Below are 23,487 nucleotides of genomic sequence, written 5' to 3'. Positions count from 1 at the left end.
TCCAGCTATGAGTAGCGGACGTATCGTTCAAATCATCGGCGCCGTTATCGACGTGGAATTTCCACGCGACAGCGTACCGAGCATCTACAACGCGCTGAAAGTACAAAGCGCGGCCGAAACCACCCTGGAAGTTCAGCAACAGCTGGGCGATGGCGTGGTTCGTACCATTGCGATGGGTTCCACCGAGGGCTTGAAGCGCGGTCTGGAAGTCACTGACTCTGGCGCAGCCATCTCCGTACCGGTCGGTAAAGCGACTCTGGGCCGGATCATGGACGTACTGGGCAACCCGATCGACGAAGCTGGTCCGATCGACACCGAAGAGCGCTGGGGCATTCACCGTCCTGCGCCAACCTTCGCTGAACAAGCGGGCGGCAACGACCTGCTGGAAACCGGCATCAAGGTTATCGACCTGGTTTGCCCGTTCGCCAAGGGCGGTAAAGTCGGTCTGTTCGGTGGTGCCGGTGTAGGCAAAACCGTAAACATGATGGAACTGATCCGTAACATCGCCATCGAGCACAGCGGTTATTCCGTGTTCGCCGGTGTGGGTGAGCGTACTCGTGAGGGTAACGACTTCTACCACGAGATGAAGGATTCCAACGTTCTGGACAAAGTGGCACTGGTTTACGGTCAGATGAACGAGCCGCCGGGAAACCGTCTGCGCGTAGCTCTGACCGGCCTGACCATGGCCGAGAAGTTCCGTGACGAAGGTAACGACGTTCTGCTGTTCGTCGACAACATCTATCGTTACACCCTGGCCGGTACTGAAGTATCCGCACTGCTGGGCCGTATGCCTTCGGCAGTAGGTTACCAGCCGACCCTGGCCGAAGAGATGGGTACTCTGCAAGAGCGTATCACTTCGACCAAGAACGGCTCGATCACCTCGATCCAGGCGGTATACGTACCAGCGGACGACTTGACTGACCCGTCGCCAGCGACCACCTTCGCCCACTTGGACGCCACCGTCGTTCTGTCCCGTGACATCGCTTCCCTGGGTATCTACCCGGCGGTAGACCCACTGGACTCGACTTCGCGTCAGCTGGACCCGAACGTGATCGGTCAGGACCACTACGACACCGCTCGCGGCGTTCAGTATGTTCTGCAGCGTTACAAAGAACTGAAGGACATCATTGCGATCCTGGGTATGGACGAGCTGTCGGAAGCCGACAAACAGTTGGTAAACCGTGCTCGTAAGATCCAGCGCTTCCTGTCGCAGCCGTTCTTCGTGGCTGAAGTCTTCACCGGTGCTTCGGGTAAATACGTTTCCCTGAAAGACACCATTGCTGGCTTCAAAGGCATCCTCAACGGTGACTACGACCACCTGCCAGAACAAGCGTTCTACATGGTCGGCGGCATCGAAGAAGCGATCGAGAAAGCCAAGAAACTGTAATCCCGGCGCCCGGCAACGGGCGCTAATTTAGGTTGAGGCAATCAGATGGCTATGACAGTCCATTGCGATATCGTCAGCGCGGAAGGGGAAATCTTCTCCGGCCTGGTCGAGATGGTGGTTGCACACGGTGCTCTGGGTGATCTTGGTATCGCCCTGGGTCACGCGCCGCTGATCACCAATCTCAAGCCGGGCCCGATCCGCCTGATCAAGCAGGGCGGGGAAGAGGAGGTGTATTACATCTCCGGTGGTTTCCTCGAGGTTCAGCCGAACATGGTCAAGGTTCTTGCCGACACCGTGCAACGTGCTGCCGACCTGGACGAAGCCGCAGCTTTGGAAGCCGTTAAGGCTGCCGAGAAAGCCTTGCATGAGCGAGGCGCGGAATTCGATTACGGTTCTGCTGCCGCACGTCTGGCCGAGGCCGCAGCTCAGCTGCGCACCGTCCAGCAGATCCGCAAGAAGTTCGGCCACTAATCGGCCATCGACTTGTTGTGCGATTATTAAAAAGGGTAGCCTCGGCTACCCTTTTTCTTTTCCGATTTTCATCACCTGGTCGCAGTTGCTGACCACCCAGGATTGGTAGCCAGTCATGTCCCTTGAAATTGTTATCCTCGCTGCCGGGCAAGGCACCCGCATGCGTTCGGCCTTGCCGAAAGTCCTGCATCCGATTGCCGGTAACTCAATGCTTGGCCATGTTATCCACAGCGCCCGGCAACTTGATCCACAGCGCATCCATGTTGTGATCGGTCATGGTGCCGAAGTGGTGCGCGAGCGTCTGGCCGCCGATGACCTGAATTTTGTCCTGCAGGACCAACAGCTGGGGACCGGTCATGCCGTGGCCCAAGCGGTGCCGTTCATCGAATCCGACACGGTGCTGATTCTCTACGGCGATGTGCCGTTGATTGAAGTCGAAACCCTCCAACGTCTGCTCAAGCGGGCGGCACCACAGCAATTGGGGTTGCTGACCGTTGAACTGGATGACCCGACTGGCTATGGCCGCATCGTCCGGGATGCCGCCGGCAAGGTGACCGCCATCGTCGAGCAGAAAGATGCCAATGAAGCCGAACGCGCGATCACCGAAGGCAATACCGGCATTATGGCGGTGCCTTTCGAGCGCCTGGGCGACTGGATGAGCCGGCTCTCCAACAACAACGCCCAAGGCGAGTATTACCTGACCGACGTGATCGCCATGGCAGTCAGCGATGGTCTGGTGGTGGCTACCGAACACCCCCATGACGCCACGGAAGTGCAGGGCGCCAACGACCGCAAACAACTGGCCGAGCTGGAGCGTCATTATCAACTGCGCGCCGCTCGTCGATTGATGGCTCAGGGCGTGACCCTGCGCGACCCGGCCCGTTTCGATGTACGCGGCGAAGTCATCGTCGGCCGCGACGTCCTGATCGACATCAACGTGATCCTCGAAGGCAAAGTGGTCATCGAGGACGACGTGGTGATCGGCCCGAACTGCGTGATCAAGGACAGCACCTTGCGTAAAGGCGTGGTGATCAAGGCCAACAGCCATATCGAAGGCGCGATTCTCGGCGAAGGCAGCGATGCCGGCCCGTTTGCTCGTTTGCGTCCCGGCACGGTGCTGGAAGCTCGCGCGCATGTGGGTAACTTCGTTGAACTGAAGAACGCTCACATGGGTGAAGGCGCCAAGGCCGGTCACTTGACGTATCTGGGCGACGCCGAGGTCGGGGCACGTACCAACATCGGCGCGGGTACCATCACCTGTAACTACGATGGTGCGAACAAGTGGAAAACCGTGCTGGGCGAAGATGTGTTTATCGGCTCCAACAACTCGTTGGTGGCGCCTGTGGATATCTCGTCGGGTGCGACCACGGCGGCCGGTTCGACCATTACTCAGAATGTGGATAACGCTCAGTTGGCCGTGGGCCGGGCTCGGCAGAAGAACATCGACGGCTGGAAGCGGCCGGAGAAGATCAAGAAGCGTTAAGTTATCCACAGCGCATGATGCGGCGTCTATGAGATTGCTTTCGCGGGCAAGCCTCGCTCCTACGAGATATCACTGTCCGTAGGAGCGAGGCTTGCCCGCGATGCGTTTATCCACAGATCTTTTTTGTCATCTCTCGCTTGACGAAGTTTCGTTGATAGGTTTTGATTGCTTACGTTATCTTTCGAATCGAAACTTACTAGACCATGTCGAAACGCAACACACCCCAACGTCGCCACAACATCCTCGCCTTGCTCAATGAGCAGGGGGAAGTCAGTGTGGATGAATTGGCCAAGCGTTTCGAAACCTCGGAAGTTACGATTCGCAAGGACCTGGCAGCGCTTGAAAGCAACGGTCTGTTGCTGCGTCGTTATGGCGGGGCGGTCACCATGCCTCAGGAGCTGGTTGCCGACATTGGCCAACCGGTTTCCAAATACAAGCAGGCCATTGCCCGAGCCGCGGTCACGCGGATTCGCGAGCATGCGCGCATCATCATCGACAGCGGCAGCACCACCGCCGCGATGATCCCGGAACTCGGTCAACAACCGGGTCTGGTGGTGATGACCAACTCCCTGCATGTCGCCAATGCCTTGAGTGAACTCGAGCATGAACCGGTGCTGTTGATGACCGGTGGTACCTGGGACCCGCATTCCGAGTCCTTCCAGGGCCAGGTGGCAGAGCAGGTACTACGCTCATATGACTTCGATCAATTGTTCATCGGTGCCGATGGCATCGATCTGGTGCGCGGGACTACCACCTTCAATGAGTTGCTGGGCCTGAGCCGTGTCATGGCCGAGGTCGCCCGCGAAGTGATCGTGATGGTCGAGGCCGACAAGATCGGCCGCAAGATTCCCAATCTGGAGCTGCCATGGAGCAGCGTCCATACCCTCATTACCGATGATCGCCTGCCGCTTGCGGCCCGCGATCAGATTCAGGCCCGCGGCATCAATGTGATTTGCGCCGCTGTCAGTCAGGAGAACTAGCATGTGTGGAATTGTTGGTGCAGTCGCAGAACGGAACATTACCGCCATCCTGCTCGAAGGCCTCAAGCGTCTGGAATACCGTGGTTATGACAGCGCCGGCGTGGCGGTGTACACCAACGATGAAAAACTCTTGCGCCTGCGTCGGCCGGGCAAGGTCAGCGAACTGGAACAGGCGCTGATCGAAGAGCCTCTGGTCGGTCGTCTGGGCATTGCCCACACCCGTTGGGCAACCCATGGCGCGCCCTGCGAACGCAACGCTCACCCGCATTTTTCAGGCGATCTGGCGGTGGTGCACAACGGCATCATCGAGAACCACGAAGCCCTGCGCGAGCAGCTCAAGGCCCTGGGCCACGTGTTTACATCGGACACGGACACTGAAGTCATTGCGCATTTGCTCAACGAAAAGCTCAAAGAGCTGCCCGACCTGACCCTGGCCCTGAAAGCGACTGTCAAAGAGCTGCACGGCGCTTATGGTCTGGCGGTGATCAGCGCTCGGCAACCGGATCGTCTGGTGGCGGCCCGCAGTGGCAGCCCATTGGTGATCGGTCTGGGCCTGGGTGAAAACTTTCTCGCCTCCGACCAATTGGCCCTGCGTCAGGTCACTGACCGCTTCATGTACCTGGAAGAAGGCGATATCGCCGAAATTCGCCGCGACAGCGTGCAGATCTGGGACGTCAACGGCGCACTCGTCGAACGTGAATGCGTTCAGTACCGTGACGGGGCCGAAGCCGCCGACAAAGGCGAGTTCCGGCATTACATGCTCAAGGAAATTCACGAGCAACCGGCCGTTGTGCAGCGCACCCTTGAAGGTCGCCTGAGTCAGAATCAGGTGCTGGTCCAGGCATTCGGTCCACAAGCGGCCGAGCTGTTCGCCAAGGTGCGCAATGTACAAATCGTCGCCTGCGGCACCAGCTATCACGCTGGTATGGTTGCCCGTTACTGGCTCGAAGAACTGGCCGGCATCCCGTGCCAGGTCGAAGTCGCCAGCGAATTCCGCTATCGCAAAGTAGTGGTGCAGCCGAACACCCTGTTCGTGAGCATCTCTCAGTCCGGTGAAACCGCCGACACCCTGGCCGCCCTGCGCAATGCCAAAGAGCTGGGTTTCCTCGCCAGCCTGGCAATCTGCAACGTCGGCATCAGCTCTTTGGTGCGTGAATCGGACCTGACCCTGCTGACCCAGGCCGGTCGCGAAATCGGCGTGGCCTCGACCAAAGCCTTCACCACTCAACTGGTGGGTCTGCTGTTGCTGACCCTGTCCCTGGGTCAGGTTCGCGGTACGTTGGCCGCAGGCGTCGAAGCCACACTGGTCGAAGAACTGCGTCGCCTGCCGACCCGTTTGGGCGAAGCCCTGGCCATGGACAGCACCGTGGAGAAAATCGCCGAGCTGTTCGCCGAGAAAAACCACACGCTGTTCCTCGGTCGCGGCGCACAATTCCCGGTGGCGATGGAAGGGGCTCTCAAGCTCAAGGAAATCTCCTATATCCACGCTGAAGCCTATCCGGCGGGCGAGCTGAAACATGGCCCGCTGGCGCTTGTGGATAACGATATGCCGGTGGTCACCGTGGCGCCGAACAACGAGTTGCTGGAGAAGTTGAAGTCCAACCTCCAGGAAGTCCGCGCCCGCGGCGGTGAACTGATCGTCTTCGCCGACGAGCAGGCCGGCATGACCAACGGTGAAGGCACTCATGTTGTGCACATGCCGCACATCCACGACATCCTGTCGCCGATCCTCTACACGATTCCGTTGCAGCTTCTTTCGTACTATGTGGCGGTGTTGAAAGGCACTGACGTTGACCAGCCACGAAATCTGGCGAAGTCGGTGACGGTGGAATAAGTTATCCACAGGTGATCGAAACAACAAAAATCGCAGCCTACGGTTGCGATTTTTTTTACCTGAACGAAGGACATATCCGATGGACCGATTCCAGGAAATGCAGGTCTTCGCCGCTGTCGCCCAGGACCAAGGTTTCTCGGCGGCGGCGCGGCGTTTGGGGATGTCGGCGGCCAGCGTTACCCGGGCAGTGGCGGCGCTTGAGCAGCGCATCGGCACTCAGTTGCTGACGCGCACCACCCGCAGCGTGCATTTGAGCGAGGCGGGTCAGCGTTATCTGGAGGATTGTCGGAGAATTCTCGCCGAAGTGCAGGAAGCCGAGGATTCGGCCGCCGGGAGCCATGCCCAGCCCCGTGGGCAACTGACGATCACCGCGCCGGTATTGTTCGGTGATTTGTTCGTCACGCCGCTCATGGTCGGCTACCTGACTCAATTCCCAGAAGTCAGCATCAACGCTGTGCTGGTCGACCGGGTGGTGAGCATGGTCGAGGAGGGCATTGATGTGGCTGTGCGCATCGGTGAGTTGCCTGACAGTAATCAGCATGCCATTCGAGTGGGCGAAGTGCGGCGGGTGATCTGCGCTTCCCCGGGTTTCCTGACTGACCATGGCCGGCCTCGGCATCCTGCGGATTTGAGCAGTGCCCCGATCATCGCTACCTCATCCATCGGGCAGCCCAGGAGCTGGCCGTTCCTTGAAGCGGGAGAACCGATCAGCGTTCGCCCGGAACCGCGTCTTGTGGTCTCCGCCAATCAAGCGGCTATCACTGCCGCCGCCATGGGATTGGGCCTGACCCGGGTTCTGTCCTATCAAGTGGCGAGCAAGATCGCCGCCGGTGAGCTGGAAATCGTCCTGGCTGACTTCGAACTGCCGCCATTGCCCATTCACGTGGTCTACCAGGGTGGGCGCAAGGCCCCGGCGCGGGTTCGCAGTTTTGTGGACTTCGTGGTGAAGGTGCTGCGCGAACACCCGGCCTTGCATGGCTGAGGGTTTATTGCGCTGGCTGAAATAATGGATTGCATTTGCTGGTCATTCTGTTGTTTTGGCTGCGGGTGGAAGATAGGCCCCCATCGGCGCTGATCGTTCCTGAACGGCGCCACTACCCAGCGGAGCCAACCATGCAAGCCATCAAACTCTACAATTTCCCACGTTCTGGCCATGCTCACCGTGTGGAGCTGATGCTGTCTTTGTTGCAACTGCCGACCGAGCTGATTTTCGTCGATCTGGCCAAGGGCGCGCACAAGCAAGCGGACTTTCTAGCGCTCAACCCGTTTGGCCAGGTTCCGGTGATTGAGGATCAAGGCATGGTGCTGGCCGACTCCAACGCGATCCTGGTCTACCTTGCGCAAAAATATGGCAACGGTCGCTGGCTGCCAACCGATCCGGTCGGTGCAGCCAAGGTTCAGCGCTGGTTGTCGGTCGCCGCCGGGCCGATTGCCTTTGGCCCCGGCAGAGCAAGGCTGATCACTGTATTCGGTGCGCCTTACAACGCTGAAGAGGTGATCGCCTATTCTCACACCTGGCTCAAAGTGATCGATCAGGAACTGGGCGAAACGGCCTATCTGGCCGGTAGCGAGCCGACCATCGCCGACATCGCCGCCTACAGCTACATCGCCCATGCTCCGGAAGGCAATGTGTCGCTGGACGACTACGCCAACATCCGCGCCTGGCTGGCGCGCGTTGAAGCCTTGCCAGGGTTTGTCGGCATGCCGCGCACCGTCGCCGGTTTGCAAAAAACTGCCTGATGCTCACGGCCCGAGCTCAGCCGGGCTGTTCTTATTGCGCAATCAGCGCAGGGGAGAAGCCGTTATGGAACATTCACCTTGGCATGCAGGCGAGAAACAATTGCAGGCTCACGTGGGCGTCGCCGAGCGAATGGACGCATTGGGCCGTAGGGTGATTCGCCGCGAGATGCCGGACCAACACCGTACGTTCTATCAGCAACTGCCGTTCATGCTGTACGGCGCGGTGGATGCTGACGGCAACCCTTGGGCCAGCATTCTTGAAGGCGCGCCGGGCTTTGCGAAGTCCCCCGAGCCCGGGCTGTTGGAGATCGGCAGCCTGCCCGGTCGCGACGACCCTGCACAACTGCAAGACGGGGCGGCGATCGGTCTGCTCGGTATCGAGCTGCACACCCGGCGTCGCAATCGTCTCAATGGTCGAGTCGGCGCTGTAACGGCGAACGGCTTCGAAGTGACGGTGGAGCAATCCTTCGGCAATTGCCCGCAATACATCCAGTTGCGGCAATTTCGCTCGGTGCCGTTGGCGGATCCGGCGACCCGTGTTGCGCAGCATCTCACTGAGCTGGATGAAACGGCCAAAGCCATGATCGCCGGTGCCGATACTTTCTTTGTCGCCAGTTATGTGGACGTCGATGGCCAACGCTCGGTGGACGTTTCTCATCGGGGCGGCCAGGCCGGTTTCGTCCAGATAGAAGGCAATCGCCTGACCATCCCGGACTTCGCCGGCAACCTGTTCTTCAATACCTTGGGCAACCTGCTGATCAACCCTCGGGCCGGTTTGCTGTTCATCGATTTCGATTCGGGCGATTTGCTGCACCTCAGCGGTCGCACGCAAGTCATCCTTGAAGGCCCGCAGATCGAAGCCTTTCAAGGGGCTGAGCGGCTGTGGACATTCGAGGTGGAGCACGCGGTGCGTCGGCCCTCGGCGCTGGCCTTGCGCTGGCGCTTTGACGGCGTGTCGCCCACCAGTTTGCTGACCGGCACCTGGGCCCAGGCGAACGCACGTCTGCAAGCCCAGGCCCTGGGGGATCACTGGCGGCCATTGCGAGTGACGCGCATCGAACAGGAAAGCCACAACATCCGTTCGATCTATCTGGAGCCTGCCGATGGCGCCGGGTTGCCGGTGTTTCAGGCCGGGCAACATTTGCCCTTGCGGTTCAACATTGCAGGCGATGTGCATATCCGCACCTATAGCCTGTCGAGCGCGCCGTCCGATGACTTTTTCCGCATCAGCGTGAAGCGTGACGGGTTGGTGTCTACGCACCTGCATGAAGCAATTCGTGTCGGTGATGTACTGGAAGCCCGGGCGCCTCAAGGGCATTTCACCGTGGCGCCGAATGAGCGTCGGCCGCTGGTGCTATTGGCCGCTGGCGTGGGGATCACGCCGCTGCTGTCGATGCTGCGGGAGGTGGTTTATCAAGGCCTGCGCACGCGGCGCATCCGTCCTGTGTGGTTCTTCCAGAGCTCGCGGACCTTGGCCGATCAACCGTTTCGCCCTGAGCTGGATCGCCTGCTCGACGGCCTCGGTGATGAGGTGCGGGTGCTGCGTTTGCTCAGTCAGCCGGAGGCCGATGCCCGTGAGGGTGAAGATTACGACCTGACAGGGCGCATCGACGCCGACTTGCTCAAGACTACTCTTGAGGTGGAGGACTACGACCAAGTGGATTTTGTCCTGTGCGGTCCGGGAAGTTTTACCCAGGGGCTGTACGACAGCCTGCGGGATCTGGATGTCCCTGATTCAAGGATTCATGCCGAAACCTTTGGCCCGTCGACGCTGCGTCGCAAGCCGGACCCGGACGCGGTGGTCATCGAGCAATTGCCGGCCGCTACCGTTTCGGTGCCCGTCGTGTTCCAGCGCTCTGCCAAAGAAGCGCGTTGGCAGCCGGACGGTGGCAGCTTGCTGGAGTTGGCGGAAAGCCGAGGTCTGCGCCCGGAATTCAGTTGCCGCGGCGGTTCCTGCGGGACCTGCAAGACCCGGTTGATCAGCGGAGAGGTGAATTATCCACAGCCCCCCGCGGAAGTGCCCGACGCTGGAGAGGTGCTGATCTGTTGCGCGGTGCCGGCACAGGGTTCGCAGCCGTTGGTGTTGGATCTGTAACTGAACCAGACAACACAGAAAATCCCTCTGTGGGAGCGGGCTTGCTCGCGAAAGCGGTGTATCAGACAACTCCCATGTTGAATGTTAAACAGCCTTCGCGAGCAAGCCCGCTCCCACATTAGGTCTCGGCTGGCCTGAAAATATTTGCCAACATCCTACAGATTTGGCCGTTCTGAAGGACGAACCCGACAAGTTCTAGCGGTTGTCGTGTCAGAAGTCCGGGGGATAGGCTTTGGGGGGCGCTGCAAATTCAGTGATCGGGTTTGGTCGCCCAGGTTTAGAATGGCGCACTTTTGTGCTTGCTTCATGGCGAGCTGTGCGTGGGAGGGCTTAGGCCCTGCCGGGTTCCATTCCCTGGTCGACCAACCCGCGTATGGTTCGCCACCCTTCTGCTTGGTCGCAGTGTTGGCGAACTCCAGTTCTCGAATGGAGTGTCACCATGTTCAAAGCAACCCCAAATCCGCCCGAAGCGGACGACGGTTCCCCCTACGAATCCCTCGATTCAAAAAAGCTCAACGAAGCCGCCGAACGCGCGCTCGACCACTACCTCAACCCCTCTGCCCTCAAAGCACCCGTAGCCCGCAAGCCGAGCACCATGTTTATGGTTGCGCCGAATATCAAAGACGAAGACCTGTTGGCCCACACCTGTGAATCGTTGGCCCAGGCCTGTGTCATGGCGAGTGATTTTGCGGGGTATCTGGAAGGGCCGCACCGGCACACGGCGATGGCGATTCAACAGATCGTCATGCTGGCGGAACTGGCGGTGAACCGGATGCTGGATAACGTTGGCGTATCAAAACCTGCGCTACACAACTGATCCAACGTGGGAGCGGGCTTGCTCGCGAAAGCGGAGTGTCAGACAACGCAGATGTTGAATGATAAACCGCTTTCGCGAGCAAGCCCGCTCCCACATAAGCAGTCAGGTGCTGGACACGGTGGTGGCGAAAAGTCAGGTGATCGTTGCCCGCAAGCCAACGGCTGAGTAGGGTAGTGAGCAGAGCGACAAAGGGCCTTTGAGAGGCCCTTTTTGTATTTCAGGGATAAGGTTTCTCATGGTCTTTTTCGCACGCTTGATCGTTTTGCTGGCAGCGGTGTTGCTCAACGGTTGCGAGCAATCGGACGCGCCACCACTCGATCAACAACTCTATGTGTGGCAACGGCAATGGACACCGGCCCATGACGCCGCGCTGCGCGACAGCCGCGCCGATTTCTCGACCTTGCGCGTGCTGGCCTTGCAGGCCTTTCCGCAAGCCGGCTGGAGCCGCGCGCGGATCGATCCGGCGCTGCTCAAGCGTGATGGTCGGCCGCTGATTGTGGTGGTTCGTCTGGATGGCCAGCTCAAGGGGCTGGATCGGGACGAGGCCACGGCGCAGATCCAGCAAGTGCTCAGGGATTGGCAAGGGCAGGGGCTGATCCTTTCCGGCGTGGAAATCGACCACGATGCGGGCAACGCCCGGTTACCGGCCTACCGTGAATTCCTCGCGCATTTGCGTGCCGTTCTGCCGGCGTCCTTGCCGCTGAGCATCACCGCATTGCCGGCCTGGCTCGACAGCGCCGAGTTGCCGGCGTTGCTGGCGACGGTCGACAGCAGCGTGTTGCAGGTGCACGCGGTGAGCGATCCACGGCGTGGGCTGTTCGACCCGAATCAGGCCCGGCAGTGGGCCAAGGCCTGGAGCCGTATTACCTCGAAACCGTTTTATCTGGCGCTGCCGGCTTATGGCGTGGCGTTGTTGCCGGAGGCCGATGGTGCGCCGGTCGTGGAAAGCGAAGTGCCCATCGAGCGAGGCGGCGAGCGCCGTGAGTTGCTGGCGGACCCGCGGCAACTGAGCAAACTCGGCGCCGGGTTACGCGCCGATCCACCGGCTCATCTGGCCGGGTTGATCTGGTTTCGCCTGCCGCTGGCCAATGATCGCAGGGCCTGGAGCCTGACGACGCTAATCGCTGTGGCGCGTGGCGATACGCTCGACAGTCGTGTGGGCCTGAAGCTCTCGGCGCAGGATGGCCTCTACGACATCAGCCTCAGCAATCAAGGCAACCTCGACAGCGCCTGGCCCGAACGCCTGACACTGGCGGTGCAGGGCTGCGATGGCGCCGACGCATTGGCCGGATATGCGTTGCAACAGCGCCCGGATCTGCTTACCTTCACCCGGCTGCGCGAGGGTCGAATCCCGGCCGGCGGGCAGCGCGCCATCGGTTGGGCGCGCTGCGCAAATATTGATCAAGGAGGTTCGAATGTTCACCCGTAACTGGCCCCGTCATGTGCTTTGCCTGAGCCTCAGCCTGCCGTTGGGTTCGGCACTGGCCTGCGGGCCGGACTTTCCCATGCGCCTGCTGGACAACCGTGGCCAGTCGCTGGCGGAACTGCCGGAAGGTAACTTCAACCTTGAGATCAACCGCCTCGGGCATGCCATCGCGGGACTGAAAAATGTCACCGCCGCCACCAACATTCCGGGGGACGGTTACGGCGATGCGCCCGATTACAGCAATCAGCGCGATACCGCAGAACAGACCGGTCTGACGCCTGAGCAGCAAGCGCTGGTGAAACAACTGCGCAGCCTGACCGATGCCCGTCAGGTCGAAGAACAAGGCGCGAATCTGCCGCCCGAGCACAGACTCTATCTGGCGGGTGCCGTGGCGTTCAACGCCGGTGACCATGGCCTGGCCGTCGACTACTTCCAGAAAGTGCTGGCGCTGCCGGCGGAACAACGCCCGCTGCGTAGCACCTGGGCGGCGTACTCGTTGGGCCGATCGCTGTTTGCCATGAGTTCAGAAACAGGCGCGACCCCTGACCTGATGGCTCAGTCCCGCAAGGCCTTCGAGCAGACCCGTCAACTGAGCATCGACGGCTTCAGCGACCCATTGGAACTGGGTGTCGCCAGCCTCGGCGAAGAAGCGCGAGTGGCCCGCACCGCTGGCGATTGGGACCATGCCATCGAACTCTATGCCACGCAGAACCTTCACGGTTCGGCGGTGGGCTACACCTCGCTGAAGCTGTTGATGGCCGATCTGGCGGCGATGCCCGACGAGCAACTGGCCGGGTTGCTCAAGGGCAAAACGGTGCAGCAACTGGTGACGGCATCGTTGATCAGCCGACTGGGCTGGTCCTTCGGCGATCAACCACCGAACGAGCAGAAACTGATCAAACTGCTGCAAAGCAGCACCCGTGGCAGTCTGGATAATGCCGATCGCCTGGCGGCGATGAATTATCAACAGGGCGATTACGCCAGCGCCAAAGCCTTCCTCGAACAGGCCGGTGACGGCGGCCTTGCGTGGTGGTTGCGGGCGAAGCTGGCGGTGCGTGATGGCGACAAAAACGCTGCGGCGGCGGCCTATGCCAAAGCCGCCCAGGCCTTCCCGCAGAACGAATCCTGGGGCGAGCGTCGGACCCCGGACTGGGATTACGAAACACTCCAGCCCAAGTGCCGGGTCGAGGGTGAAAGCGCGATTCTGGCCCTGCAACGCGGGGATTACCTGCAGGCCTTCGATCAGCTCTATCGCAGCCAGGGTATCTACTGGTTCGACGCGGCCACCGTGGCTGAGCGGGTGCTGACCCTCGATGAACTCAAGCAGTACGTCGACACCCAGGTGCCGGCACCGCCACCGCTCAGCCAGCAGGATCGCGACAATTATGTGCCGTTGCCGGTGGCCGCGAGCCTGCGCAATCTACTCGGGCGGCGTTTATTGCGTGAAGAGCGTTACGATGAGGCTCCGGCTTACTTCGACAACCCGGATTTGCAGGCCAAGGCCAAATGGTATGGGCAATTGCGCAAGGAGGCCGAATCCAAATGGTGGCCGACCTCCAAGGCATTCGCTTATTACTACGCCGCGACGCTGGCTCGCTACGATGGGATGGAGCTGTTGGGCTACGAGATGTCCCCGGATTACGTGACCTTCGGTGGCAATTACAGCCTGGAAGCTCCGGAGCTCAAGGTCGGACCGCTGATGACCGAGGGCGAAGTGCAGCGTCAGCAAGCTACGGTGGCGCAACCTGATGAGCGTTTCCATTACCGTTATGTCGCCACGGCTCTGGCGAGTAAGGCTGCCGATCATTTGCCCCACAGCAGTCAGGCGTTTGCTTCGGTGCTATGCAAGGCCTCAGGGTGGGGCACCAACCTGCAAGAGCAAAGCGCGTTCTATCGTCGTTATGTCGAGGAGGGGCCCTATGTGGTCTGGGCCGGTGATTTCGGTCATCAATGCCAGGAGCCGGACTTCCAGAATGCCGACAAGCGCTATGTGACCCAGGTCACCGACGCTATGCGGTCCACGCTGCGGCCCTACAAAAAACCATTGCAGATCGGCGCCGTGTTGGCCGTTACGGCAGCGGCGCTGTTGTTGATCAGTCGCCGCCGTCGGAAAGCGCGATAACGCTCAAGCTTGTTGAACAAAGGTCAGCCGCACCGCAAAACCAATCAACAGGCTGCCAAACAACCACTGCTGCAGCCGCTGGGCCGATGGACTGCGTTGCAGCCAACGGCCCAGCGCAGCGCCGACCAGCGCGTAGGCGCTGTCGAACAGCAAGCCGACGCCGACCAGCATCATGCCCAGGGTCGCAAATTGCCCGAGCACCGGCCCAGCGTGGGGCTCGATGAACTGTGGCATCAGCACCGAGCAGAACAGCAGTGCCTTGGGGTTGAGCAGGTTGGTCAGCAAACCGCGCCGGATCGCTTCCGGCCACCGTGGTTTATCAATCGTTGTGTTTGCACCGTTCAAGCTCGGCAACATCGTGCTGCGCAGGCACTGAATGCCGATCCACAACAGATACGCGGCGCCAGCCAGGCGCACCACGTCGAAGGTCCAGGGCGCCGTCCTGAACAGCGTCGCCAAACCCAATGCCGCCAATGCCACATGACAACCGCGCGCCACGCCCAGCCCCAATGCCGTGGCCAGCGCCGCGCCTTTGCCCTGACGTGCGCCGGTCTGCAACAGCAGAATCATGTCCGGGCCCGGCAACAGGTACACCACTGTCAATGCCATGAAAAACAGCCAGAGTTCTGTCATGTTGCCGCCCATTCGTTGTCGATTTGGTGCGTTCAGTCTACGGCCGAGGGGCAGGGCAGGTGGTTGCGTAGTCAGCTTCTAAAGCTTCGATATTTGGCATAACCTGCCAGTTTGTGATGATTGAACCATCAGGATCTGCCAAACCATGAAACTGGATGCCTATGACCGCAAGATTCTCGCGGCACTGCAACGGGACGGACGCTTGAGCAACGTGCAGCTGGCCGATGAGATCGGTTTGTCCGCCTCGCCCTGTTTGCGTCGGGTACGGATGCTGGAAGAGGCGGGCGTGATTCGCGGGTATCAGGCCAACCTGGATCGAGATGAAGTGGGGCTTGGGCTGACGGTGTTTGTCGGGGTCAAGGTCGAACGGCATAACGATGAACAGGCCGAAGCGTTTCGTCTGGCCGTGACAGCCTTGCCGGAGGTGATTTCGGCGTTCCTGGTGTCAGGGGAGTCGGATTTTCTGCTGCAAGTGGTGGTGCCGGATTTGCGCGCCTATGACCGTTTCCTCACCGGGCGATTGCTGAAATTGCCTGGCGTGAGCGACATCCGCAGCAACTTTGCAATTCACACGGTGAAGACCCCGGGAGCGTTGCCATTGGAGCATTTGCCGCTTTAGACAAGTCGATCCCATTCGCGAGCAAGCCCGCTCCCACAGTAGATCGTCAGTGAACGCAGATGTTGTGTTCGACAATGATCGAGTGTGGGAGCGGGCTTGCTCGCGAAAGCGTCGGTTCAGTCATCGCGAAACCATCGGCCCTACATCTGCGTCGCCATCCCTTCCACATTCATCGCCGCCTGGCGCAAGGCCTCGGAGCGGGTCGGGTGCGGATGGCAGGTCAGGGCGATGTCTTCGGCCGAGGCGCTGAACTCCATGGCCACGCAATATTCGCCAATCATTTCGCTGACGCTCGGGCCCACAAGGTGCACGCCGAGAACTTCGTCGGTGCGCTCATCGGCCAGTACTTTGGCGAAGCCTTCGGTTTCATGGTTGATCTTCGCCCGGCTGTTGGCGGTGAAGGGGAATTTGCCGACCTTGTAGGCGCGACCTTCGGCCTTCAGCTGTTCTTCGGTCTTGCCGACGCTGGCCAGCTCCGGTTTGGTGTAGATCACGCTGGGGATCAGGTCGTAATTGACCTCGCCGGCCTTGCCGACGATCTGCTCGATGCAGGCCATGGCTTCGTCTTCGGCCTTGTGGGCGAGCATCGGCCCCGAGGTGACGTCACCGATCACCCAGACGCCTGCCGCTTCGGTGCGGTGGCCCTTGTTGGCGAGCATGCCGCGTTTGTCGGTGGCGAGGCCGACGTTCTCCAGCCCCAGGCCCTGGGTGTAAGGACGACGACCGATAGCCACCAGCACGTAGTCGGCTTCCAGCTGTTCGGCGGTGCCACCTGCGGCCGGTTCGACACTGAGTTGAACTCCGCTCGCCGAGGAGGTGGCGCTGGTGACTTTCGAACTCAACTTGAAGCGGATGCCTTGCTTGCTCAATGAGCGCTGAAGGGTTTTAGCGGCTTCACCATCCACTCCCGGGCAGATTCGGTCGAGAAATTCGACGACCGTCACCTGAGCACCCAGGCGCCGCCATACCGAGCCCAGCTCCAGGCCGATCACCCCGGCGCCGATCACCACCAGGTGCTTCGGTACTTCTGCCAGCGACAGCGCGCCTGTGGAGTCGAGGATGCGTTGGTTGTCGATGTCTACGCCCGGCAGGGGAGTGGGTTCGGAACCGGTGGCGATGATGATGTCCTTGGCGCTCAGCTGGATTTTGCCACCCTGGCTGTCTGTCACCGTGACCTTGCCCGGCCCGTCGATATGGCCCCACCCTTTGATCCAGTCGACCTTGTTTTTGCGAAACAGAAACTCGATGCCCTTGGTCAACCCTGTGACGCTTTCATCCTTCTGTTTCATCATCTGAGCCAGGTTCAGCACAGGCTTGACCTCGATCCCGAGGTTGGCGAATTCCGTCCCCATGGCCGCGTCGTAGAGCTCGGAGGCATGCAGCAATGCCTTGGACGGCATGCAACCGACGTTCAGGCAGGTCCCACCGAGGGTGGCACGGCCTTCCACGCATGCCGCTTTCAAGCCCAACTGCCCGGCGCGAATCGCTGCGTTGTAACCGCCGGGGCCGGCGCCCAGAATCACGACGTCATAGGTGCTCATGGTGCAACTCCTGGATTAAGAGGGACGGGGTCGACAAAAAGTAGTCTTCAATAAAAAATTACGAACGTAATATGTGCGTTTCTCACCATTTCGGTCAAGGCTTCAGCTTGGCGACAGGTTCAGCGCTTTTAGATAGAACGATTCAGGACGAAAATTTCACCATTTTCGTTATATCGTAACGAATTATGATGTGAGCAATGGCTGGGGTGGTATGCAAGTCGATCTCGATGGCGATGGAGCACAGATAGCAGGGCTGCTGCGCTTTCAGCAGGCGGTCGTTCAAGGACGTCGATTGCGGCAGTTCGCAATCGGCTTGGGTGCTTTGGCGGCAACAGGGTTAGTGTTGGCGTTTTTTGTCGGGCTGTTTGCGCCTCAGTCACTCTGGCCAGCGTTGCTGGTCAATCAGAGTGCCGGTTTGCTGGTGTTGGGCGCCGGTCTGCAATCGGCCTGGTGGGTGGCGCAGTGGCGTGCACGGGCGATGAATCCGCCAGTGTTGGTGCCAGTGGCTACCGCTGACGAAACCATTGCCGCCGAAGGCTGGTACGAGCGATTGCTGGAGCGCATCAGTCAGCGTTGGCTGCGCTTGCTGGGGCAGATCGGTGCACCGACGCTCTGGCTTGGCGGCTGGGCGTTGTTGACGTTGTACAGTATCGAGCAAATCTGGAACCTCGCTTTACCGCCCGCCGCGTTGGGATTGTCAGCCAGCGTCGGCGCCGCGCTGTCGTTGCTGCTGGCGTTCGGTTTGCTGGTACTGGAGCGGCAACTGGCCCAGGAAAATGTCGCTCAGTGGCCCGAAGCCGGGTCGTTGGCGCAGCTGACGCGGGTCGCGATTATTGGTCTGGTGCTCAGCGCCCTGTGTTTGTTGTTCGCCAGCGAAACAGCAGTGTGGCCGGTGCGTCTGGCGGTGCTGATCGGCTTGCTGCCGGGGTTGGTCGCCGTCGAGTTGTTGCTGCGCGCCGTGTTGTCGCTGTTCAGCCCTCGTCGTGAACAACTTGAACCGACATTGCTGGCGCGAAGTTTTGTCGCCGATATGCTGCGCTGGCCACCGCAACCCTTGCTGGCATTGCAGCACGAGTTGCACAACCGCTTCGGCATCGACCTGCGGCAGATCTGGGCCTTCACCTACATGCGACGGGCGTTTTTACCGGTGCTGGCGGTGGTGGTATTTGTCGGTTGGTTACTCACCGGTATTCATGAAATTCCGCTGCAAGGGCGGGGTATCTACGAGCGTTTCGGCAAACCGGTTGAGGTTTTCGGTCCTGGTTTGCACGCTGGTTTGCCCTGGCCGCTGGGGCGCGTGCTGAGCGTCGAAAACGGTGTGGTTCACGAGTTGGCCACCAGCGTCGGCGAAACGTCGGCACCGGTGGAAGCTGAACCTGCCGAAGGCCCGGCACCGGTAATTGCCAACCGCTTGTGGGACGCCAGTCATGTGAATGACAAATCCCAGGTCATCGCCAGCAGCCGTGCCGACAAGCAGAGCTTCCAGATCGTCAACATGGACGTGCGCTTCGTTTATCGCATCGGCTTGAGCGATCAGGCGGCACTGGCTGCGACGTACAACAGCGCCGACGTGCCGACGCTGATCCGCAGCACCGCGAGTCGAATTCTGGTTCACGATTTCGCCTCGCGAACCCTTGACGGTTTACTCGGTGAAGACCGGGTAGGGCTCGCCGAAGACATCGGCCGAGCTGTGCAGGCAGACCTGCAAAAACTCGACAGCGGCGTGGAAATTCTTGCCACGGTGGTCGAGGCCATTCATCCGCCAGCGGGTGCGGCGAATGCCTATCACGGTGTGCAAGCGGCGCAGATTGGCGCTCAGGCACTGATCTCCAGAGAGCGCGGTGCAGCGGCAGAGGCGACCAACCAGGCGCAATTGCAGGCCAGCATCGCTCGCGATCAAGCCACGGCCAGTGCGCATGAAATCAACTCGAACGCCCAGGCCGCCGACCTGAAATTTGCCGCCGAACGAAAGGCGTTTTCCAGCGCCGGCCAAGCCTTCGTGCTGGAGCAATACCTCAGCCAACTGACCCAGGGCCTGGCTAACGCCAAGCTGCTGGTTCTCGATCACCGTCTGGGTGGCAGCAGCAATGCGCCGACCATCGACCTACGTACATTCACGCTGCCGGCTGACCCTGCGCCGTCGCGTAATACCGCTCAGCCAGGAGCCGCCCATTGAGCCAGTCGACGCCTTCTCACGATCATCACGATCACGATGACCACACCGGCCACAATCACGGGCATGGCGGGCATCACCATGGTCATCATCACCATCATCATGGCGACCCACACGAAGCCGGCCCATTCCCGTGGCGGCGAATGGGCTGGGCGGCGTTGCTGGTGGCGTTTGCCATTGCGGCGGCGAGCCTGGTGCAAGTGCGCTCGGGGGAGGCCACGGTGATTACCCGCTTCGGTAATCCATCGCGGGTATTGTTGGAGCCGGGGCTTGGCTGGCGTTGGCCGGCACCGTTCGAGGCGGCGATCCCGGTGGATCTACGGCTGCGCACTACCTCCAGCGGCTTGCAGGATGTGGGCACGCGCGATGGTTTGCGTATCATCGTGCAAGCCTACGTGGCCTGGCAGGTCCAGGGTGATCCGGACAACGTGCAACGCTTTATGCGCGCCGTGCAGAACCAGCCGGACGAAGCGGCGCGGCAGATTCGCACCTTTGTCGGCTCGGCGCTGGAAACTACCGCCAGCAGTTTCGACTTGGCCAATCTGGTGAACACCGACGCCAACCAGGTGCACATCGCCGATTTCGAAGCGCAGCTGCGTCAGCAGATCGATCAGCAGTTGCTCACCACCTATGGCGTGCGAGTGCTGCAAGTCGGTATCGAGCGTTTGACTCTGCCATCGGTGACGCTCACCGCGACGGTCGATCGTATGCGCGCCGAGCGTGAAACAATCGCCACTGAACGCACGGCCATTGGCAAACGTGAAGCGGCACAAATTCGTTCTGCGGCCGAGCGTGATGCGCGAATCGTACAAGCTGATGCCACCGTGAAAGCCGCAGACATCGAAGCCCAATCCCGCGTCGAAGCCGCGCAGATTTACGGCCGCGCCTACGCCGGTTCACCGCAGCTCTACAATTTGCTGCGTTCGCTCGACACCTTGGGCACCATCGTCGCACCGGGCACCAAACTGATTTTGCGCACCGATGCGGCGCCGTTCCGGGTGTTGGTTGACGGTCCACCGACCCTCGATAACAAATCCGGGTCGCAGCCATGAGTTTGGTTCCACGTGGAACAAATGAGTTGAGCAGCCCCTGGATTCAGGCGGGGCGCTTGGCTTTTCTCGCGCTTTACGCCGTGACCGTGCTGGCTGCGTTGGCGTGGGCATTTTCCAATGTGCGGCAGATCGACCCGCAGAATCGCGCCGTGGTGCTGCACTTCGGCGCGCTGGATCGCATTCAAAATGCCGGCTTACTGTTGGCGTGGCCGCGACCGTTTGAGCAGGTGATCTTGTTGCCGGCAGCGGATCGGGTGATCGAGCGTCGGGTGGAAAACCTGCTGCGCACCGATGCCGCGTTGCAGGCCGACCGAGTGGCGAGCTTTGCCACACCCCTCAGCGATGCGCTCGCCGGCTCCGGTTATCTGCTGACCGGTGACGCGGGCGTGGTGCAGCTGGATGTGCGGGTGTTCTACAAAGTCACTGAGCCCTATGCCTTCGTTCTTCAGGGTGAGCATGTGTTGCCGGCTCTGGATCGACTGGTGACGCGCAGTGCCGTGGCGCTCACCGCGGCGCGAGACCTGGACACCATTCTGGTGGCTCGACCGGAACTGATCGGTGCCGACAATCAGGCTGCCGAACGTCGCGAACGTCTGCGCGGCGATCTGGTGCGAGGCATCAATCAACGCTTGGCCGAACTGACGGCGACCGGGCAGGGCTTGGGTATCGAAGTGGCGCGGGTCGATGTGCAGTCGAGTCTGCCCGGCCCGGCGGTGAGCGCGTTCAACGCGGTGTTAACTGCTAGTCAGCAGGCTGACAAAGCTGTTGCCAACGCGCGAACTGAAGCCGAGAAACTGACTCAGTCCGCCAATGAACAAGCCGACCGCACGCTGCAAGTGGCTCACGCCCAGGCCAGCGAACGCCTGGCCAAAGCTTCCGCCGACACCGCCACGGTGCTGAGTTTGGCCAAGGCGCAACAGCAGGGCACCGACCCGCAAATGCTGCTGCGTATTTACCGTGAGCGGATGCCGAAGATTCTCGGTCAGGCTGGTTCGGTGACGACGGTCGATCCCAAAGACGATTCCCGCCTGATCATTCAGGGAGCTGCACAATGACTGCCCAAACCGCCGCCGCGCCGAGCATGTTGTCCTCGGCTGAACAACGTAGCGCCGCGCGCCAGTTGACCCTGGCCATGCTTGCACTGGGCTTGCTTGCCCTCGGCCTGGTCTGGCGCTGGTTGTTGCCGGAACAGACCGGGGTCAGCCAATTGCTGTTGGGTTTTGCCTCGTTGCTGGTGGCCGTGCCGGTCATGCGCTCGGCGTGGTACAGCCTGCGTTATCCGAGCCTGCACGGGATCACCGATCAATTGATCGCCCTGGCCATGCTCGGTGCCTGGGCCACTGGCGATCTGCTGACTGCGGCACTGCTGCCGATCATCATGATCTTCGGCCATGTGCTGGAAGAGCGCAGCGTGATCGGTTCCCAGGAGGCTATTCACGCCCTCGGCAAACTGACCCGCAGCCATGCACGCAAGATTCAGGCTGACGGCGCTATCGTTGAAGTCGATAACGGCACGCTCAAGGCCGGCGACTTGGTGGAGGTGCGTGCGGGTGATCGCGTGCCGGCCGATGGCCGGGTGTTGTCCGGTCAGGCGAGCCTCGACACGGCATCGATCACCGGTGAGTCAGTGCCCATAGAGGCCGTCGTGGGCATGCCGGTGTTCGGCGGGGCGATCAACCTCGATGGCCTGCTGCGCATTGAAGTGACCCGCACGGGGCACGAATCGACGCTGGGCAAAGTCATCGCGCTGATGCAAAACGCCGAACGTTCCAAGCCGCCGATCACCCGTCTGCTCGAACGCTACGCCGGTAGCTACATGGTGCTGGTGTTGCTGCTGGCCGCCGTGACCTGGTTCGTTACCAATAATGCCCAGGCGATGCTCGCAGTGTTGGTGGCCGCGTGTCCTTGCGCGTTGGTGTTGTCGGCACCAGCCACGGCGATTGCCGGGGTGGCGGTCGCCGCTCGGCACGGGATTCTGATTCGCAGCTCGGCGTTCCTCGAAGAATTGGCGGACCTGACCTCGTTGGTGGTCGACAAGACCGGCACCCTGACATTCGGTACCTTGCGCCTGCAATCGATCGACAGTCCCCTGAAAGATCGCAGTCACGTATTAAAACTCGCCGCCAGCCTCGGTTCCGCCAGCAGCCACCCGGTCAGCCGCGCGTTGGCCGGGTTGGTCACTCAGGAACATTTTCTGCTGCTCTCCGACATCCGCGAGCGTCAGGGGCTGGGTGTGGTGGCAATGACCGAGCAGGGCGAAGCGGCCCTCGGTCGTCCGGAGCTGTTCGCGCAATTGGGCATCGTCACTTCAGCCGTTCCAAAACACGATGGCCCGATCGCCGGGTTGGCACTCGATGGCGAGTTTCTCGCCTGGCTATTGCTCGCTGACAGCGTCAAACCCGAGGCACGATTTGCCCTGAATGAGTTGCGTGAACTGGGCCTGGGGCGTCAGCTATTGCTCACCGGGGATCGGCACAGCGTGGCGCACACCCTGGCCCGGGATGTGGGCATCAGCGATGTCGAAGCCCAGGCGTTGCCCGAGGACAAACTCAACCGTGTGCTGAAAGAAATCGGCAGTGGTTTCCGGCCGATGGTGGTCGGCGACGGGATCAACGATTCTCTGGCGCTCAAGGCCGGTGTGGTTGGCGTGGCCATGGGCGCGGGCGGTGCGGACATCGCGCTGGCCTCGGCCGACATCGTACTGATCGGCAGCGACCTGCGCCGACTCGGAACCTGTGTGCGCTTGAGTCGCCAATGCCGTCAGACTTTGCAGGTCAATGTGATCATCGGTCTGGGCTGGACCCTGGCGATTGTCGCCTTCGCCGCATTCGGCTGGCTGGGCGCGGCCGGGGCGATGATTGCCGCGCTGTTGCACAACTTGAGTACGTTATTGGTGCTCGGTAACGCTGGGCGTTTGCTACGCTTTCAGGAACCCCTACTCAAGCTTAAGGATGAGGTGTGAGCGACTACTCAACTTTTCAGAACTGTGTGCCGGGGTTGTAGTCTTTTAGGTTAGAGGCGGGGCATATCAAGGCTCGCCCGTTGGCGGCTTTACCGTTGGTGGCAACACCGGGAATAGAAAAAGGCTATTAATTCGATAGCCTGCTATTTTTC

Annotated in this window: 18 protein-coding genes; 16 read left to right on the top strand and 2 right to left on the bottom strand. The window is 60.7% G+C overall.

Annotated features, from left to right (window positions below; all coding sequences use genetic code 11):
- Positions 1–7: 7 nt before the first annotated feature.
- The 11 genes from atpD (at position 8) to PSH64_RS30195 (ending at position 14,355) form a co-directional block, all read left to right on the top strand.
- Positions 8–1,387 carry a F0F1 ATP synthase subunit beta gene (gene atpD / locus PSH64_RS30245; RefSeq protein ID WP_105342556.1) on the top strand — a complete coding sequence of 460 codons (1,380 nt, stop codon included), beginning with the start codon at positions 8–10 and terminating at the stop codon, positions 1,385–1,387.
- 45 nt (positions 1,388–1,432) lie between these two features.
- Complete coding sequence (locus PSH64_RS30240) at positions 1,433–1,858, top strand: F0F1 ATP synthase subunit epsilon (protein WP_007934346.1); 426 nt, start codon at positions 1,433–1,435, stop codon at positions 1,856–1,858.
- 115 nt (positions 1,859–1,973) lie between these two features.
- Positions 1,974–3,341: a bifunctional UDP-N-acetylglucosamine diphosphorylase/glucosamine-1-phosphate N-acetyltransferase GlmU gene (glmU, locus tag PSH64_RS30235; protein ID WP_305479479.1), complete on the top strand. Its 1,368-nt coding sequence runs from the start codon at positions 1,974–1,976 to the stop codon at positions 3,339–3,341.
- A 203-nt stretch (positions 3,342–3,544) separates the two neighbouring features.
- On the top strand, positions 3,545–4,321 hold the full coding sequence (locus PSH64_RS30230; protein WP_105342551.1) for a DeoR/GlpR family DNA-binding transcription regulator: 777 nt from the start codon (positions 3,545–3,547) through the stop codon (positions 4,319–4,321).
- Between the two features lies 1 nt (position 4,322).
- Positions 4,323–6,155 (top strand): glutamine--fructose-6-phosphate transaminase (isomerizing), encoded by a 1,833-nt coding sequence (glmS, locus tag PSH64_RS30225; protein ID WP_105342549.1) that lies wholly within the window; start codon positions 4,323–4,325, stop codon positions 6,153–6,155.
- Positions 6,156–6,234: 79 nt separating this feature from the next.
- Positions 6,235–7,137 (top strand): LysR family transcriptional regulator, encoded by a 903-nt coding sequence (locus tag PSH64_RS30220; RefSeq protein WP_105342546.1) that lies wholly within the window; start codon positions 6,235–6,237, stop codon positions 7,135–7,137.
- Between the two features lie 131 nt (positions 7,138–7,268).
- Complete coding sequence (locus PSH64_RS30215) at positions 7,269–7,895, top strand: glutathione S-transferase family protein (RefSeq protein ID WP_305479476.1); 627 nt, start codon at positions 7,269–7,271, stop codon at positions 7,893–7,895.
- Positions 7,896–7,959: 64 nt separating this feature from the next.
- Positions 7,960–9,990 carry a pyridoxamine 5'-phosphate oxidase family protein gene (locus tag PSH64_RS30210; protein ID WP_305479474.1) on the top strand — a complete coding sequence of 677 codons (2,031 nt, stop codon included), beginning with the start codon at positions 7,960–7,962 and terminating at the stop codon, positions 9,988–9,990.
- Between the two features lie 439 nt (positions 9,991–10,429).
- Positions 10,430–10,807, top strand: coding sequence for a DUF6124 family protein (locus tag PSH64_RS30205; RefSeq protein ID WP_305479472.1), 378 nt, complete (start codon positions 10,430–10,432; stop codon positions 10,805–10,807).
- 235 nt (positions 10,808–11,042) lie between these two features.
- Entirely contained in the window at positions 11,043–12,236 is a 1,194-nt protein-coding gene (locus PSH64_RS30200; protein ID WP_305479470.1) for a DUF3142 domain-containing protein, read from the top strand.
- Complete coding sequence (locus PSH64_RS30195) at positions 12,223–14,355, top strand: hypothetical protein (RefSeq protein ID WP_305479468.1); 2,133 nt, start codon at positions 12,223–12,225, stop codon at positions 14,353–14,355. Before PSH64_RS30200 ends, PSH64_RS30195 begins: the two co-directional genes overlap by 14 nt.
- A gap of 3 nt (positions 14,356–14,358) precedes the next feature.
- On the opposite strand, the gene PSH64_RS30190 is transcribed toward PSH64_RS30195, so the two are convergent.
- A complete protein-coding gene (locus PSH64_RS30190) occupies positions 14,359–14,988 on the bottom strand; it encodes a LysE family translocator (RefSeq protein ID WP_305479466.1) in 630 nt (209 codons plus the stop codon).
- A 145-nt stretch (positions 14,989–15,133) separates the two neighbouring features.
- Between PSH64_RS30190 and PSH64_RS30185 the strand changes: the two genes are divergently transcribed.
- Positions 15,134–15,607, top strand: coding sequence for an Lrp/AsnC family transcriptional regulator (locus PSH64_RS30185; protein ID WP_038980472.1), 474 nt, complete (start codon positions 15,134–15,136; stop codon positions 15,605–15,607).
- A 140-nt stretch (positions 15,608–15,747) separates the two neighbouring features.
- Here PSH64_RS30185 and lpdA read toward each other — a convergent pair whose 3' ends face one another.
- Positions 15,748–17,148, bottom strand: a complete 1,401-nt coding sequence (lpdA, locus tag PSH64_RS30180) for a dihydrolipoyl dehydrogenase (RefSeq protein WP_305479464.1) — start codon at positions 17,146–17,148, stop codon at positions 15,748–15,750.
- 211 nt (positions 17,149–17,359) lie between these two features.
- On the opposite strand from lpdA, the gene hflK (PSH64_RS30175) reads away from it, so the two are divergent.
- The 4 genes from hflK (PSH64_RS30175) to PSH64_RS30160 are packed head-to-tail and all read left to right on the top strand — an operon-like array spanning position 17,360 to position 23,335.
- On the top strand, positions 17,360–19,324 hold the full coding sequence (gene hflK, locus PSH64_RS30175) for a protease modulator HflK (RefSeq protein WP_305481221.1): 1,965 nt from the start codon (positions 17,360–17,362) through the stop codon (positions 19,322–19,324).
- Positions 19,321–20,373, top strand: coding sequence for a protease modulator HflC (gene hflC / locus PSH64_RS30170; protein WP_305479463.1), 1,053 nt, complete (start codon positions 19,321–19,323; stop codon positions 20,371–20,373). The genes hflK (PSH64_RS30175) and hflC overlap by 4 nt, the downstream gene beginning before the upstream one ends.
- Positions 20,370–21,428: a protease modulator HflK gene (gene hflK, locus PSH64_RS30165; protein ID WP_305479461.1), complete on the top strand. Its 1,059-nt coding sequence runs from the start codon at positions 20,370–20,372 to the stop codon at positions 21,426–21,428. The genes hflC and hflK (PSH64_RS30165) overlap by 4 nt, the downstream gene beginning before the upstream one ends.
- Positions 21,425–23,335, top strand: a complete 1,911-nt coding sequence (locus tag PSH64_RS30160; RefSeq protein WP_305479459.1) for a heavy metal translocating P-type ATPase — start codon at positions 21,425–21,427, stop codon at positions 23,333–23,335. Before hflK (PSH64_RS30165) ends, PSH64_RS30160 begins: the two co-directional genes overlap by 4 nt.
- Positions 23,336–23,487: the final 152 nt, after the last annotated feature.

The organism is Pseudomonas sp. FP1742, assembly GCF_030687145.1.
Classification (GTDB): Bacteria; Pseudomonadota; Gammaproteobacteria; order Pseudomonadales; family Pseudomonadaceae; genus Aquipseudomonas; species Aquipseudomonas frederiksbergensis_D.
Note: the sequence above shows the minus strand (reverse complement) of the source record. Positions and strands in the feature narration are given on the sequence as shown.

Excerpts from the sequence above, each read along its gene's own strand:
- atpD (WP_105342556.1), top strand. The coding sequence starts at position 8 with ATGAGTAGCGGACGTATCGTTCAAATCATCGGCGCCGTTATCGACGTG.
- PSH64_RS30240 (WP_007934346.1), top strand. The coding sequence starts at position 1,433 with ATGGCTATGACAGTCCATTGCGATATCGTCAGCGCGGAAGGGGAAATC.
- glmU (WP_305479479.1), top strand. The coding sequence starts at position 1,974 with ATGTCCCTTGAAATTGTTATCCTCGCTGCCGGGCAAGGCACCCGCATG.
- PSH64_RS30230 (WP_105342551.1), top strand. The coding sequence starts at position 3,545 with ATGTCGAAACGCAACACACCCCAACGTCGCCACAACATCCTCGCCTTG.
- glmS (WP_105342549.1), top strand. The coding sequence starts at position 4,323 with ATGTGTGGAATTGTTGGTGCAGTCGCAGAACGGAACATTACCGCCATC.
- PSH64_RS30220 (WP_105342546.1), top strand. The coding sequence starts at position 6,235 with ATGGACCGATTCCAGGAAATGCAGGTCTTCGCCGCTGTCGCCCAGGAC.
- PSH64_RS30215 (WP_305479476.1), top strand. The coding sequence starts at position 7,269 with ATGCAAGCCATCAAACTCTACAATTTCCCACGTTCTGGCCATGCTCAC.
- PSH64_RS30210 (WP_305479474.1), top strand. The coding sequence starts at position 7,960 with ATGGAACATTCACCTTGGCATGCAGGCGAGAAACAATTGCAGGCTCAC.
- PSH64_RS30205 (WP_305479472.1), top strand. The coding sequence starts at position 10,430 with ATGTTCAAAGCAACCCCAAATCCGCCCGAAGCGGACGACGGTTCCCCC.
- PSH64_RS30200 (WP_305479470.1), top strand. The coding sequence starts at position 11,043 with ATGGTCTTTTTCGCACGCTTGATCGTTTTGCTGGCAGCGGTGTTGCTC.
- PSH64_RS30195 (WP_305479468.1), top strand. The coding sequence starts at position 12,223 with ATGTTCACCCGTAACTGGCCCCGTCATGTGCTTTGCCTGAGCCTCAGC.
- PSH64_RS30190 (WP_305479466.1), bottom strand. The coding sequence starts at position 14,988 with ATGACAGAACTCTGGCTGTTTTTCATGGCATTGACAGTGGTGTACCTG.
- PSH64_RS30185 (WP_038980472.1), top strand. The coding sequence starts at position 15,134 with ATGAAACTGGATGCCTATGACCGCAAGATTCTCGCGGCACTGCAACGG.
- lpdA (WP_305479464.1), bottom strand. The coding sequence starts at position 17,148 with ATGAGCACCTATGACGTCGTGATTCTGGGCGCCGGCCCCGGCGGTTAC.
- hflK (WP_305481221.1), top strand. The coding sequence starts at position 17,360 with ATGCAAGTCGATCTCGATGGCGATGGAGCACAGATAGCAGGGCTGCTG.
- hflK (WP_305479461.1), top strand. The coding sequence starts at position 20,370 with ATGAGTTTGGTTCCACGTGGAACAAATGAGTTGAGCAGCCCCTGGATT.
- PSH64_RS30160 (WP_305479459.1), top strand. The coding sequence starts at position 21,425 with ATGACTGCCCAAACCGCCGCCGCGCCGAGCATGTTGTCCTCGGCTGAA.